Below are 14,229 nucleotides of genomic sequence, written 5' to 3'. Positions count from 1 at the left end.
CTCCTCTCGCCCCGTGGCGCACCCCCGGACGGTCGCGTTCCCCTTTCAGCGCACCGGCACACCCCACAGCCTGCAACCCGAAGCCGTCCGCGGAGAAGGCCCTCGGCCGGCCGGGGGTGTGAAGAGGTTTGTTTGAGGGGGCGCGAAGGGTGCCGTCGTTCGTGGGGGACACCGATCGGGACGGGGAGCGTTGTCATGGCGGCGACCGGCGATGACGAGTCGATGGACCGGACAACCGCACGAGGCCGCCATGCGCGGTCGCGGCTGCGCCGCGGCGACATCACGGCGACCGACGAGGCGGCGGTCAGGCGGGCCACCAAGGCGGCCGCCCTCGGCAACGCGATGGAGTGGTACGACTTCGGCATATACAGCTACCTGGCCTCGACCATCGGGAAGGTCTTCTTTCCCTCCGGGCTCGACCTTCATCGCGGAGTCCGCGCCCGACAGACGGCGCGGCTTCTCCGGCGGCTTCCTGGAGCTCGGCACGCTCGCCGGGTACGTCGCGGCGTCCGGCCTCGTCGTCCTCGGCGGGGTCCTCAGCCGGGAGCAGATGCTGCACTGGGGCCGGTGCATCCCCTTCCGCGGTACGCCCCCCCTGGTGATCACGGCCCTGATCAGCGCCTTCGGTACCAATCTCATGCCGGCCCACTACGCGAGCGCCGCGGCGGCCGTCGGCGTCATCGCCGTCCTGTGCATGTGGGAAACCGCCAACAAACCCCTGGCCGGATCCCCGCCCGCCGTCGCGACGGAGGAAGAAGCCGCCGAACTGGTCTCGACCCAGGCTCCCCGCTCCGCGCCCTAGCGGACGGCCCGCACGGCCGGCACGCGTGGGCGTGCAGCCGCGCGGGACCTGGGGGGCGTCAGTGGCCTGCGGCTGACGTGGTGCTGTAGGGGGACGTGGCGTGCTGGGCGGCGTAGAGGAGTGCGGGTTCGATCTTCGGCCAGAAGTAGCTGTCCTGGCAGGAGTACGGCGGGGTGAAGCCGTCGCAGCCGACGCCGTCGCTGTCGCCGATCTCGATGGTGAAGCTGGCCAGGCCGAGCTTGTCGTAGGTCCAGTCGTCGGTTCCGCCGGAGGCGTTGTAGAGGATCTCGCCCGCCTGGCCGTACTGATAGCCGGTCAGCGAGGCCATGTGGGCGGCGAGCGCGCGCAGGGCGGTGTCGTTGCCGGTGTGCACGGTGGCTTTGTACTCCCAGGGGAAGAGCACCATGCTGGCGTCGCTGTGCATGGTGATCATCATGCCCTTGGCGTTCGTCGGCGCCGGGGCGGTGTCGCTGGTGCCGGTGCGCACCGCGGGGAACAGCTGGCGGAAGAGGTTCTCCAGCGCGGTGTTCTCCACCTCGGAGTCGCTCGCGGGACCGCCGTAGGTCTGGTCACAGGACGCGCTGGAGGTGCCGGAGGTGTTCCAGTGGGTGCCGGCGTTGCGGTTGAGGTCGACGCCGATCTGGCTGTACGCGCTCACCCCGCACCGTGAGCCGTGCGAGTCGTCGGCGTTCTTGCGCTGCAGGACGGGGTTGCCGCCGCCCGCCGCGACCATGTCGACACCGTCGGGATTGGCGTCGGGCACCACCCACATCTCGGTGGTGTTCATCAGCTGGGTGATCGCCGAGTCCTTGCCGTAGCCGTTGGTCAGCGCGTCGATCCAGCGGTACGACATCTCACCGGTCGTCAGTTCGCGGGCGTGGATCTGGCTCATCAGGAAGAACCGCGGCTTGGTCGAGTTCGGGCTGAGGGCGCAGTCGCCCGTCTGGATCTTGGTGATGCATATCGCCTTGAGGTCACGGCCGCCCCGCCCGCGCTGCTTGAGCCATGACTGGCCGTACGTCACCACCTTGGCGAGATCGGGGTGTTGGGACACGGCGGTGTCCAGGTGGGAGTATTGGCCGGTGACCGTGTGGTAGCCGCCGTCGTAGGTGTCGCCCAGGGCGCGCGGCGCCGGGGTGGTGGAGGGGATCGCCTCGGTCAGTGTGGTGGCGATCGCGGGGGTGAAGCCGAGCCGTCGCAGTCCGGCCGCGGTCGCCGTGTCGCCGGCGACGAACAGGCTGTCGTCCTGCCGCTTCTCCAGCAGGTCGTATCCGGAGTCGACGAGGCGTTCGGCGTCGGTGCGCGGATTGCGCGTGGGCACGCGGTAGATGACGACCGTACGGTGCCCGCCGTGGGCGCGGCCGGTGGCGGTGGCCCGGCCCGTTGTGGCGTCCGCGCCGGTACCGGCCTGCGCGACCTGCGGCAACAGGGCCGCGGCGGCGATGACGACACCGGCGGTCAGGCCCGCCAGGCGTTTGTGTGCCATGGAGGTGACCTTTCGTGGGGGATGGACTCCCCAAATATGGCATGTCCATGGTGAGAATGGCAGAGCGTCGGGGGGTGCGGTACGGCCCGGCAGCGCGGCGCGGCATCGTCAGGTCTAGCTTGACGAGGAGTCGGTGGCCAGGGGGCGGCGGCCCATGGGACGTGATGGCCGTTTCCAAGGGGCAGTTGGCCGCGATCGCGCCGGCGCCGACGGAGTCCCTGTCACAGGGGCACCTGGATGACGCCACCCATACCTTCACCGCCCCGAGCCGGGCTCGACTGACGCTGTGTCAGTCGAGCCCGGCCGGTGGGCGTGTCCGCCCGTTGTACGCCGCCCTTCGGAGGGAAGACTTCACAGATGCACGCCGTCCTGCACGCACTGTCGATCACGGGGGCCATGACCTGGGAGATCACCTGGGCGCTGATCCTGGGTTTCGCCCTGTCCGCCGTAGTCCAAGCCGTGGTGCGCAAGTCCACCATCGTCGCACTGCTCGGCGACGACCGGCCCCGCACTCTGGCCCTCTCCGCAGGCCTGGGCGTGGCGTCCTCGTCCTGTTCCTACGCCGCGGTGGCGCTGGCCCGCTCGCTGTTCCGCAAGGGGGCGAACTTCACCGCCGCGATGGCGTTCGAGATCGCCTCCACCAACCTCGTCGTCGAGCTCGGTGTCATCCTGGCGCTGCTGATGGGCTGGCAGTTCACCGCCGCCGAGTTCGTCGGCGGACCCATCATGATCACGGTGCTGGCTGTCCTGTTCCGGCTGTTCCTGCGCTCGGGGCTGCTGCGTCAGGCCCGCGAGCAGGCGGAACGGGGCATTGCCGGGTCGATGGAGGGCCATGCCGCGATGGACATGTCCGTGCAGCGCGAAGGTTCCTTCGTCCGGCGTCTGTTCTCCCGCGAGGGCCTCACCTCCACCAGCCACGTGTTCGTCATGGAATGGGCGGCGATCCTGCGCGACCTGGTCGTCGGTCTGCTCATCGCCGGCGCCATCGCCGCCTGGGTACCGGACTCCTTCTGGCGCACCTTCTTCTTCGACGGCCACCCGCTCGCCGCAAAGCTGTGGGGGCCCGTCGTCGGCCCGCTGGTGGCGATCGCCTCGTTCGTGTGCTCCATCGGAAACGTGCCGCTGGCCGTGGTGCTGTGGAAGGGAGGGATCAGCTTCGGCGGCGTCGTGTCGTTCATCTTCGCCGACCTGCTGATCCTGCCGATCCTCAACATCTACCGGAAGTACTACGGCGCGAAGACGGCCGCCTTCCTCCTCGGCACCTTCTACCTCGCGATGGTCATCGCCGGATTCATCGTGGAGTTCGCCTTCGGCGGCCTCGGCCTGATCCCCGACCAGGGCGACGCGAAGATCCCCATGGAAGGCGTCAGCTGGAACTACACCACCTGGCTCAACATCGCCTTCCTCGTCCTCGCCGCCGTACTCCTGGTGCGGTTCCTGCTGACCGGCGGACCGTCCATGCTGGGCATGATGGGCGGCTCACCCGACACCGGCCGGGATCACGCCGACCACGGGCATGGGCAGTACGGGCACCATGCGGGCTCGCCGGGCCCGGACGACGGTCACCTCCACGACACATGACTCCCTGTCATTGCCGGGCCTGCCCCCAAAACTTTCTCATTTGCGTGATTGTGAAACTATGAGAGTCATTGTTTCGTCTCACTGGTACAGAAACGACACCTTTCCTGCCGGAGGACCGTCCGTCATGCTTGTCGCTCTCGACCACGTCCAACTCGCCGCACCGCCCGCGAGCGAGGACTGCCTGAGGACCTTCTACGTCGATGCCCTGGGCCTCGTCGAGATTCCCAGGCCGCCTGTGCCGGCCAGGCGGGGCGGCGTATGGTTCGCGACCCCCGACGGCAGCGTCCGGCTCCGGCTGGGCGTCGAGGAACCCTTCCGTCCGGCGAAGAGGGCCCATCCGGGCCTGCGGGTGAAGGACATCGACGCCTTCGCCGACCGGCTGGCGGCCCACGGCGCCCCGGTGGTCTGGGACGACACCCTCCCCGGCCACCGCTGTTTCTACAGCGCGGACCCGGTCGGCAACCGGCTCGAATTCGTCGAACCCCTCACGTGACCCGGAAGCGTTCTTCACCTACGGCGGGCGGCGCACGGACGACCTCGGTGTCCGCTGGTCGGTGACGCCGGGGCTACTCCGGAGGCGTGGGTGTGTCGTGGGTCCGGTACATCGCCTGTACGTCCAGTTCCAGCTGGACCGTCGGGCCGACCACCGCGATCCCGCGGGCCAGCATCGAGCGCCAGTTCAGGGTGTAGTCCTCGCGGTGCAGTTCCGCCCTGGCCAGGGCCGCGCAGCGCAGTTCCTCGCCGTAACCGCCGTTCACCGTGCCGAGGTAGGCCGTGTCCAGGGACACCGAGCGGCTCACGCCGTGCATGGTCAGGGAGCCTTGGAGGGTCCACTTGCTGCCGCCCCGGTAGGCGAAGCGCGTGCTCGCGAAGTTGATGTACGGGAAGCGTTCGACGTCGAGGAAGTCGGCCGAGCGCAGATGGTTGTCGCGGGTGTTGTTGCCCGTGGTGATGCTGGACGCGTCGATGCGGACGTGGACCCGGGACTGGGTCATGTCCTGGGCGATCTGGATGCCGCCGTCGAAGCGCTCGAAACGGCCGTGGACGTGGGCCATGCCGACGTGCTTGGCGATGAAGCGGATGGCCGTGTGCGGCGGATCGAAGAGCCAGGTGCCGGGCATGGGCAGCTGCAGGGCCTGCGCGGGCTGCAGCCGGACGCGCTCGGGGGGCGAGGCCGTGCCCGCCACGATGCCGACCGTCTCACGGTGCGGCTGCAGCCCCTCCGCGGCGATCAGCAGACTGTACTGGCCGGGCGGCAGTGCCGCGACGAAGAGGCCGTACGGGTCGGTGGTGCCGCGGGCCACGACGCGGTGCGTGTCGAGCGCGGTGAGCGTGACGTCCGCGGCCGCCATGGGCGAACCCATCGGGTCGACGACCTCGCGGCCCACGGCGCCCGCGCCGGGCGGGAGGGGGAGCGAAAGGCCCGCCGCCTCGGCCGAGGCGCCCTTGGGCCGCCGGCGCCGGAGCAGTGTGAGGGCCATGATGTTCACCTTTCTTCACGGTTGGCGCGACCGCGCCCGCATAGGGTCGTACCCCCCGTTCGATCTTGTGGCAGGCCGCGCGGGCAAGGGTGTCTCAATACGAGACACCTCGAGGCGGTCGCTTCCGGTCAGGACGGGACGGTCGGTTCTCGCCCCTCGTACGCCGCTCGGAGCACTCCGAGGACATCCTCCGCCGTGACGGGGCGTGGATTGGCGTACTGATTGCCCGTCACCCGTTCGGCCACCACCGTCAAGTCGCCCTCTGTCAGACCGAGTTCGGCGAGAGAACGCGGTGCGCCCAGGCCAACCGCCAGATCCCGCAGGGCGCGTGGGGCGTCCTGGGTGTCCAGCGCCGCGTTCAGGGCCGCCATCGCCTGCGGCACCGTGGGCGCGTTGTAGGCGAGGACGTACGGCAGCAGCACCGTGTGAGTCTCCGCGTGCGGGACTCCGAACGTGCCGCCGAGGACATGGCACAGCTTGTGGTGCAGCCCCATGGTGGTCGCCCCGAGGCACGATCCGCACAGCCATGCCCCGTACAGTGCCCGGCTCCGCGTGTCGAGGTCGGCGGGCTCGGCGGCCAGCCGTGGCAGTGCTCCCGCCATCGCGCGGACGCCCTCCTGTGCCATGAGCGAGACCAGCGGCGAGGTGTCCGGGGCGTACAGCGCCTCGACGGCGTGGGCCAGTGCGTTGATGCCGCTGGTCACGGAGAGCGGCACGGGGAGGGAGAGGGTGAGGTCGGGGTCGTAGACGACGCTGCGGGGCTGGACCACCGGGTCGCGTCCGGTGCGTTTGACCCCGTGTTCCGTCAGGCCCCAGACCGGGGTCATCTCCGAGCCCGCGTAGGTGGACGGCACGGCGATCAGCGGGAGGCCGGTGCGCAGCGCGATCGCCTTGCCGAGGCCGATCGCCGAGCCGCCGCCGACCGCGACGCACCCGTCGGCCCCGGCCGCCCGCGCCACCGCGACGGTCCGGTCGGCGACCTCGACGGGGACATGCATCCGGGCCTCGGCGTGCAGTCCCACGCAGGTGTCGCCGAGCGAGTCCGCCACCGCCCGGGCGTCGGTCTCGCCCCGGTTGCCGCAGACCACCAACAGCCGCCGCAGACCGAGGCGTTGGGCCTCCTCCGGGATCGCGGTCACGGACGCGCCCGGCCGGAAGACGACCCGCACGGGCCGGGTCTCGTACACGAAGCCGGTGAAATCGGTGAAGTCGGTGGAGAACGTCATGACGCACGCTCCAGGACGAGGTCGAAACGCGCCTGTCGGAAGGGGTTCGGGACGCCGAACTCCCGGGCCAGAGCCGGGTCGTCGGTCACGGTGAACTCCTGCACCAGGCTCTCCTTCACCGCGAACACGGCGTCGGAGTCCAGGTAGTCGCTGCCGGCCACGAAGATGTGTGTGGTGACGGGGGTGTGGCCGTCGGCCGTGGCGATGAAGTGGATGTGCGCGGGGCGGTAGGGGTGCCGGCCGGTGGCGCGCAGCAGTGCGCCGACCGGGCCGTCGGTGGGGATCGGGTAGGGGGCCGGTACACAGGTGCGGAACCGGAAGCGGCCCTCGGTGTCGGCGGTGAACAGCCCGCGGCCGTTGCCCGCGGGCTGGACGTCCGGCTGCTGCACGTCGTAGTAGCCCTCGGCGTCCGCCTGCCAGACGTCCAGGGCCGCTCCGGGCAGCGGGGTACCGTCCTGCGACAGCACCCTGCCGCTGACCACGCACGGCTCGCCGCCGCCCACCAGGTCGATGTCGTCGCCGAGCTGACGAGCGGGCGACCCGGTCAGGTGGAAGGGGCCGAGGACGGTCGACTCGGTGGCGCCGGGGACGCGGTCGCCGTTGATGGTCTCGACGAGCATGGACAGGCCGAGGACGTCCGACAGCAGGATGAACTCCTGGCGCGTGTCCGTGCAGGTCTGCCCGGTCGCCGTCAGGAAACCTATGGCCTTCTCCCACTCCGCCTGGGTGAGCCGGGTCTCGCGCGCGAAGTCGTGCAGATGGCGGATCAGTGCGCCGAGCAGCTCGCGCAGCCGGGGATCGGCCGTCGCGCGCAGACTGGCGACGGCCTCTTCGGTGACAGCCGCTGCCGCGCCGGTGGTCTCGGTGGTGTCGGTGGTCATACCCGCTCCTCGTCGTCTACGGCGTCCCGCTTCCTCCATGGTCGGGTACTCAGCCGCGTCCGAGGATCCGCCGCACCGCGTCCGTCAGCAGTTCCGTGGCATCCGGGGCCGCCGACGCGTGCCGGAAGGCGACGAAGCCGTCGGGACGTACCAGCAGGGCACCCGCGTCGGACACCTCGCTCAGCCGTGCCCAGTCGCCGTACGGGTCCTCGTACTCCTGCCCGGGTCCGATGACCACGGTGGCGATGTCGATGCCCTGCGCCCGCGCCGCGCGCACCCAGCCGTCGCCGCCGATGCCGGTCAGCAGGGTGAAACGGCCCTTGCCGACCGTGTCGAGCGTGGAGAGTGTGCGGGTGCCGCAGGTGATCCAGGCGTGCGGCAGCTTCGCGCCGGGGCGGGAGGAGGGCTGGTGGTACAGCTCCGGGTCGCGGGCGAAGCCGGGGTCGGGGGTGCCGTCGGGCACGATCGCGGCCGAGACGTACCGCTGGTTGAGGTCGACGCCGTGCGCGTTGAACTCGTACACCTTGAAGGCGATCGCCTCGCGCAGCCGGGCGCGCTGCTTCTCGGCGGCCTCCGTGGCGTCCTTGCGGGCGGCGATGTTGGCCCACAGCTGCTCGGGGGTCTGCGGGGAGAGCCCGTCGAGTGCCTCGAATATGGGGGCGGTCTCGCCGATGGACTTGTTGGCGCGGGTGACGATCTGCTTGCCGATCGGGGCGCGTTCGGTGGTGTACGTGTCGAGGAGCCGGGGGTGGGCGGTACCGTCGAGGACCATCCTCAGCTTCCAGGCCAGGTTGTACGAGTCCTGGATGGAGGTGTTGGAGCCGAGTCCGTTGGACGGTGGATGGCGGTGGGTGGCGTCGCCGGCGCAGAAGACTCGGCCGTTCGTGTACGACTCGGCGTACATCTCGTTGACCGTCCACGCGGAGGACGACTTGATGGTCACGGGGATGTCGTCGTCGCCGACGAGCCCCCGGACGACGGACTCGGCGTACTCGGTGGTCAGGTCGGGGGCGCCCGCGGTGACGTCGTACCCCCAGACGATCAGCCACTCGTGCCACGGCCGGACGCAGCGCACCAGCCCGGCGCCGATGCCGCCGACCGTCGCGCCCGGGGCGAGCACCCAGTAGAGGGTGGACGGACGGTGCGCGGTGTACCGGGCCAGGTCCGCCTCGAAGACGATGTTGATGCTGCCCGCGACGCCCATCCGGCCGCCCATCGGCAGGCCCGCGTCCTCGGCGACCTTCGAGCGGCCGCCGTCCGCGCCGATGAGGTACTTGGCCCGGATCTCGTACGTGTCCCCGCGCAGCCGGTCGCGGACGGTGGCGGTGACGCCGTCCGTGTCCTGGGTGTGGGAGAGGTACTCGGTCTGGAAGCGCAGTCGGGTGCCGCGGGCGACGGCGGCGTCGACGAGGACCGGTTCCATGAGGTGCTGGGGCATGTCGCACATGCGGGTCGGGCTCGCCAGGTCGTGCGCGGCCTGGACGAGTGGGTCGTTGCCCCAGGAGCGCACCCGGCCGAGTTCCTCGCCGGCCAGGCTGGTGCAGAAGGTCGTGTCGCCCATCAGGTGCTGCGGGGTGGCCTGGGCGATGACGTCCTGTTCGACGCCGAGGTCGCGCAGCACCTCCATGGTGCGTTGGTTGGTGATGTGCGCGCGGGGCGTGTCGGCGAGGCTGGCATAGCGGGTCACGACGATGTTGGGCACGCCGTAGGTGCTCAGGGCGAGGGCGGCCGACGCGCCGGCGGGGCCGCTGCCTACGATCAGGACGTCGGTCTCGACGACGGTGGACACGGGGTCTCCTGAGGGGGAGAACGGGCTTCAGGCATTCATGATCATGGAGCGGTGCGCCGGGGTGCGGGTGTCTCATTTCGAGACAGCCAGGCGGGTCGCTGGTGCCGCCCCAATTGTTGCGCATTCAACTGAACCCGGTACGGTGGGAGGCGTCGTGACCACCACAGAACAGTCTCCCGCCGGCCCCGCGCTCCCACCGCTGCGACTGGCCCGCGAGCGGTTCCTGACGGGGCGTCCCCTGCCGGACGGCGTACCGGACGAGGTCGTCGCGGCATGGCGGCGCGCACGGTTCTTCGGGGTTCCGCACGATCTCAAGAAGACGGCCACCGGGCCCGTACGGCCGGCGGAGTCGCCCCTGCTCGGCGCCGCCCGCCCCGTGCTGGAGCGGATCGCCCCCGCCCTGGGCGCCGGCCGGTCCCGCCTGGTCCTCACCGACCACCGACTGCGCGTGCTGTGGACGGCCGGCAGCATCCCAGGGCTCGAGCCCTGCTCCGACCTCTCGGAACAGGAGGTCGGCAACAACAGCGCGGCGCTCGCCGTGCGCACCCGGCGCCGGGCCGAGATGCACGGGCCCGAGCACTTCCTCGACCGGTGGCAGGACCTGTCCGCGGTCAGCGTGCCGGTGCTCGCGCCGGAGAACGGACAGGTGCTGGGCACGGTCACCGTCGCCACGGCACTGTGCGACGGATGCCCGCCGCACCCCGGCGCGGCGCTCGCCGAGGCCGCCGCCGGCGCCGTGGAGGCCGCGCTGCTCACCCGGTCACGGACGGCCGAGCGGGCCCTGCTGGACGCCTACCGCCGGGCGGCCCAGGGCCCGGACCACGCGGTGGCCGTGCTCGACGGCCGCAACCGACTGCTCAGCGCGGCGGCCGAGGAGATGCTGTCGCCGCAGGCGCTGGCCGCGCTGGAGCGTACGGCGCTGGCCGTACGGCAGCAGGACCTCCCTGCCGACGCGGACAGGCTGCCCGAGGGCGCGGGGTGCACCGCGCGGATGACTCCCGTCCGCCATGAGGGTGCCGTCATCGGGGTGGTGGCCGTACTGCACCCGCTCGCCGACGCCGTACGCCGCGTGCCGCGCCCGTCCACCACCCTGACCGGCTCCTCGGTCCCCTGGCGGCACGCCGTCGAACGGGCCCTCGACCTGGCCGGCTCCCGGGAACCGCTGGTGCTGTCGGGAGAACGCGGCACGGGCAAGACGGCACTGGCGCGTCAGCTGCCGGGCGGGAGCAGCGCGCGGATCGTCGACGCGGCGGAGAACGGGCGACTCGACTGCCTCCACTCCGACCTGGCGCAGGGGCGGCCCGTTCTGCTCCGCCACGCGGAGCGGCTCGCACAGCCGGGCGTGGCCGCGCTCAACTCCCTGCTCGACACCCACCCGGACGCACCCCTGCTGCTCACCTACACGCCCGGCACACCACCCGGACCCTGTCTCCAGCGACTCCTGGACACGCTGGCCGCCCGCTCGGTCGCCCTGCCCGCGCTGCGCGAACGCCCCGAGGACATACGGGAGTTGCTCCCGGCGCTGGCGCCGCGTCCCGCGCCGGGACGGACTCCGCTGACCTGGACGCTCGACGCGCTGCGCGCGCTGGAGCAGTACCCATGGCCCGGGAACGTCACCGAACTCGCCCACGTCGTACGCACGCTGACGGAGCATCGGCGCGCCTCCGGGCCCGTCCGGCGTGCCGAGCTGCCGGACCCGGTGCGCGAAGGGCCCGCGGCACGGCACCTCAGCGCGATGGAGCACGCGGAACGCACCACGATCCTGGACGCGCTGCGCCGGCACGGCGGCAACAAGGCGCGCACGGCGGCCGCCCTGGGCATCGGCCGAGCGACGCTGTACCGCAAGCTGCGGGGCTACCAGGGCTGAGCGGTCACCATGCCATGCGGCGCCCGCGTCACAACCCGAACAGTCGTGCGGCATTGTCGTGGCAGACGCCTCGCAGCCACTCGTCCCCGAGTTCCAGACGTTCCAGGGCCTCGAGCTGATGGACGTACGGATAGGGGATGTTGGGGAAGTCGCTGCCGAGGAGGATCCGGTCGCCGAGGTCGGCCAGACGGGGCCGTGCGCGCCGCGGGAACGGTGCGAGCCGTTCGGCGAAGTCGGTGAACACCATCGTCGTGTCGAGCCGCACCTCCTGGTACCGCTCGGCGAGGCCGAGGAAGTCCTCGTACTCGGTCATCCCCATGTGCGCGATGACCAGCCGCAGTCGGGGATGCCTCGCGAGCACGCTCCCGACCGGCTCGGGTCCGGTGTGTTTGCCCGGCGCGGGCCCCGAGCCGCAGTGGATCACGACGGGGACCCCGGCCTCGGCCAGCAGCCCCCAGGCGGAGTCGAGCACGTCGTCGGCCGGGTCGTACGCCCCCACCTGCACGTGCGCTTTGAACACCCGCGTGCCCGCCTCGACCGCCTCCCGGACGTAGCGCTCGACTCCCGTCTCCGGGAAGAGCGTCGAGGTGTGCAGACAGTCGGGAGTGCGGTGTGCGAAGTCCGCGGCCCAGCCGTTGAGCCACTCGGCCATGCCCGCCTTGTGGGGATAGAGCATCGACGTGAAGGCACGGACACCGAAATCCCGGATCACGGCGAGTCGTTCGGCTTCCTCGGCACGGTAGGTGATGGGCCAGGGGAGTCCGCCGGTCTCCGGGCTGAGCGAGTCGAAGTAACCCCAGACCTTGCGCAGCACGCGCTCGGGCATGAAGTGGGTGTGGACGTCGACGAGCCCCGGCAGCCCCAGCCGCCGCCAGAACCGGCGGACTTCGACTGCCTCGCTCGTCGACTCATGTAGGTATGTCATGTGCCCCCTCGACATCGTGGCCGCGCTCCACACGCCCATTCCCGGACACCAGTTGAGCACGCCGCCGTCCTGATCGTGGGCGGCAGCATCGTGGGAGCCTCGGCCGCGCTGTTCCTCGCCGCCCGGGGCATCACCCCCGTACTCGTCGAGAAGCACCCGGCGGTGTCGACCCGGCCGCGCGCCAAGCTGTTCTATCCACGCACCATGGAGACGTACCGCTCGATGGGGGCCGACCAGGACGTGTACGCCGTCCAGCGCAGTCTCCCGCCCGCCGACCACGCCGCGGTGGTCACCTCCCTCGCCGGGCCGGAAGTACGGCGCCGGCCTCTGCCCGCCGCACAGGACGTCAGCGACGTCTCGCCGTGTCCCAGCGCCTTCGTCAAGGAGGCCGACCTGGAGGAAGTGGTCCGCGCGCACGCCCGCGCCGCAGGCGCCGACCTGCGATTCGGCCACCGGTTCCGCCACCTGGAACAGTACGACGACCACGTGGTCGCCCACGTACTCGACCCCGCCGGAGACCCGTACACCGTGCGGGCCGTCTACCTGCTCGCCGCGGACGGGAACAGCAGCACCATCCGGGAAGGGCTCGGCATCGGCCGCAGCGGCAGCGAGGCGGTCGCACACGTCATGGAGATCGGCTTCACGGCCGACCTGCGCCAGATCCTCGAGGGCCGCCGCCTCGCCCTGGCCCGGACCGACCTGCCCGAGCGGGCCTTCATCTCCTGGGACACGGCACACGACCGCGGGACGGTGTCGGTGAGGTACGATCCCGCGGTCGTCGACCCGGCGACGATGTCCGACACCGAGCGGTGCCGTGACGCCGTGTCACGTGCGCTGGGACTGCCCGCGTCGCGCTGCACCGTCACCGGGACCCGGCCCTGGCAGATGGGCGGCTGGGTGGCCGATTCCTATCGCACAGGCCGGGTCTTCCTGCTCGGAGACGCGGCGCACGTCACCCCGCCGACCGGTGGCTTCGGCGCCAACACCGGCATCCAGGACGCCTGGAACCTCACCTCCAAGCTGGTCTCCGTGCTGCGCGGTGACGCCGGTCCGGGACTGCTGGACGACTACGGACCCGAGCGGCGGGCGGTGGGCGCACTCACGGTCGAACAGGCCCTGCTCCGCCTCAGGGACCGCGCCGAAGCGCCGGCCGACGCGCCCCCTGCTCAGCGAGGCGGCAGTGGCGATCGGCTACCGCTACCGCATGCCCGGCGACGATCCGGATCGCGGTCTGCCGGAGGCGGACGAGCCGGGCCGGTGGCGCGGCGAGCCCGGCACCCGGCTGCCGCACACCTTCCTCACCGGCCGCTACGACGGCCTCTCGACCCTCGATCTGGTCCGCGACGGCCGCCATCTGCTGCTCGCCGGTCCCGAAGGACACCGTTGGGCACAGGCCGCGCACGAGGTGGATCCACGTGCATGCCCCCCGCGAACACCACCGCAGCCCTGGCGGAGGCCATGCGGCCCACACCCGAAAAATGAAGCATCACCGGGCAACGGCGCTCCCTCATTTACCCTCTGACAAGGTGCAATCGGGCACGAGGCCGTCCGAAGGAGGAGACAAAGAATGGGCGTTCTCAATCGACGTGCCGCGCGTGCGGCCGTCCTTGCGGCAGTCGGCGTATCGGCACTCGGGCTGAGTGCGGTGACGGCTTCCGCAAAGGTCGATTACGACTTCAAGGCGAGTCCGCACACGGTGAAGGCCGGCGCGCGCGTCCACGTGAAGGGGTACGCCATGAAAGACGACGACCTCTTTCAGAAGTTCTGCGTGCAGCAGCGACAGGGCAGCGCATCCTGGCACACGGTCAAGTGCGCGCACGGCGCGGTCTTCAACGGCGGCGCGGTCGACACATGGGTGCGGACGCAGCACCGTGGCACGCTCCAGTTCCGCGGCGCGCTCTACGAGACGGACTGGAACTCGAACAAGCTCCGCCTCCGGTTGGTCACGCCGACCGAGACCGTCAGGGTGCGCTGACCCGGCAGCCGACGTCGCGTACGGCCCGTGGGTCAGCCCGGCGAGGCTGTGCCGCTGTCTCGCGCGCCTGCGGTGGGCCGAGCGGGAGCCGACCAGGAGCAGGCAGAGTACGGCGACGATCCGGCGAGGAGGAGCAGCGGGTCGAGGGGGCGGGGCTGGTGTGCACGTCGTGAGGGGCCTGGTCCTGGTTGACCCAGATGGCCGTGTCGCCAGGGG

At 71.1% G+C, this 14,229-nt stretch carries 11 protein-coding genes and 1 pseudogene; 6 read left to right on the top strand and 6 right to left on the bottom strand.

All coding sequences use genetic code 11. The annotated features are described in order from the left end of the window. The first annotated feature begins 195 nt into the window (after nt 1-195). Nucleotides 196-802 (top strand): annotated as a pseudogene (locus tag ACH47Z_RS33390) (hypothetical protein). 58 nt (nt 803-860) lie between these two features. On the opposite strand, the gene ACH47Z_RS33385 reads toward ACH47Z_RS33390, so the two are convergent. Beyond that, on the bottom strand, nt 861-2,288 hold the full coding sequence (locus ACH47Z_RS33385; RefSeq protein WP_399080457.1) for a M14 family zinc carboxypeptidase: 1,428 nt from the start codon (nt 2,286-2,288) through the stop codon (nt 861-863). Between the two features lie 357 nt (nt 2,289-2,645). Between ACH47Z_RS33385 and ACH47Z_RS33380 the strand changes: the two genes are divergently transcribed. Both ACH47Z_RS33380 and ACH47Z_RS33375 read left to right on the top strand, forming a co-directional pair. Further along, the gene (locus ACH47Z_RS33380; protein WP_399080455.1) at nt 2,646-3,869 is read left to right on the top strand and encodes a permease; all 1,224 of its coding nucleotides are present in this window, start codon (nt 2,646-2,648) and stop codon (nt 3,867-3,869) included. A gap of 124 nt (nt 3,870-3,993) precedes the next feature. Next, on the top strand, nt 3,994-4,362 hold the full coding sequence (locus tag ACH47Z_RS33375) for a VOC family protein (protein WP_399080453.1): 369 nt from the start codon (nt 3,994-3,996) through the stop codon (nt 4,360-4,362). A gap of 73 nt (nt 4,363-4,435) precedes the next feature. Here ACH47Z_RS33375 and ACH47Z_RS33370 read toward each other — a convergent pair whose 3' ends face one another. The 4 genes from ACH47Z_RS33370 to ACH47Z_RS33355 all read right to left on the bottom strand — a co-directional run bounded on the left by ACH47Z_RS33370 (nt 4,436) and on the right by ACH47Z_RS33355 (nt 9,246). Continuing rightward, nucleotides 4,436-5,350, bottom strand: coding sequence for a YceI family protein (locus ACH47Z_RS33370; protein WP_399080451.1), 915 nt, complete (start codon nt 5,348-5,350; stop codon nt 4,436-4,438). Nucleotides 5,351-5,478: 128 nt separating this feature from the next. Further along, a complete protein-coding gene (locus ACH47Z_RS33365; RefSeq protein ID WP_399080450.1) occupies nt 5,479-6,576 on the bottom strand; it encodes a maleylacetate reductase in 1,098 nt (365 codons plus the stop codon). Continuing rightward, a complete protein-coding gene (locus ACH47Z_RS33360; protein WP_399080448.1) occupies nt 6,573-7,457 on the bottom strand; it encodes a dioxygenase in 885 nt (294 codons plus the stop codon). The genes ACH47Z_RS33365 and ACH47Z_RS33360 overlap by 4 nt, the downstream gene beginning before the upstream one ends. A gap of 49 nt (nt 7,458-7,506) precedes the next feature. Continuing rightward, entirely contained in the window at nt 7,507-9,246 is a 1,740-nt protein-coding gene (locus ACH47Z_RS33355; protein ID WP_399080445.1) for an FAD-dependent oxidoreductase, read from the bottom strand. A 154-nt stretch (nt 9,247-9,400) separates the two neighbouring features. Between ACH47Z_RS33355 and ACH47Z_RS33350 the strand changes: the two genes are divergently transcribed. After that, the gene (locus ACH47Z_RS33350; RefSeq protein ID WP_399080443.1) at nt 9,401-11,113 is read left to right on the top strand and encodes a sigma-54-dependent Fis family transcriptional regulator; all 1,713 of its coding nucleotides are present in this window, start codon (nt 9,401-9,403) and stop codon (nt 11,111-11,113) included. Nucleotides 11,114-11,141: 28 nt separating this feature from the next. Here ACH47Z_RS33350 and ACH47Z_RS33345 read toward each other — a convergent pair whose 3' ends face one another. Continuing rightward, a complete protein-coding gene (locus ACH47Z_RS33345; RefSeq protein ID WP_399080441.1) occupies nt 11,142-12,038 on the bottom strand; it encodes an amidohydrolase family protein in 897 nt (298 codons plus the stop codon). Between the two features lie 75 nt (nt 12,039-12,113). On the opposite strand from ACH47Z_RS33345, the gene ACH47Z_RS33340 reads away from it, so the two are divergent. Together ACH47Z_RS33340 and ACH47Z_RS33335 are read left to right on the top strand one after the other, a co-directional pair. Further along, complete coding sequence (locus tag ACH47Z_RS33340) at nt 12,114-13,520, top strand: FAD-dependent monooxygenase (RefSeq protein WP_399080438.1); 1,407 nt, start codon at nt 12,114-12,116, stop codon at nt 13,518-13,520. A gap of 85 nt (nt 13,521-13,605) precedes the next feature. Continuing rightward, complete coding sequence (locus ACH47Z_RS33335) at nt 13,606-14,013, top strand: hypothetical protein (protein ID WP_399080436.1); 408 nt, start codon at nt 13,606-13,608, stop codon at nt 14,011-14,013. Nucleotides 14,014-14,229 lie beyond the last annotated feature (216 nt).

Origin of the sequence: Streptomyces sp. NPDC020192, from assembly GCF_044388685.1 — a bacterium.
In the GTDB taxonomy this organism is placed as follows: domain Bacteria; phylum Actinomycetota; class Actinomycetes; order Streptomycetales; family Streptomycetaceae; genus Streptomyces.
This window is presented reverse-complemented; position numbering and strand designations above follow the sequence as displayed.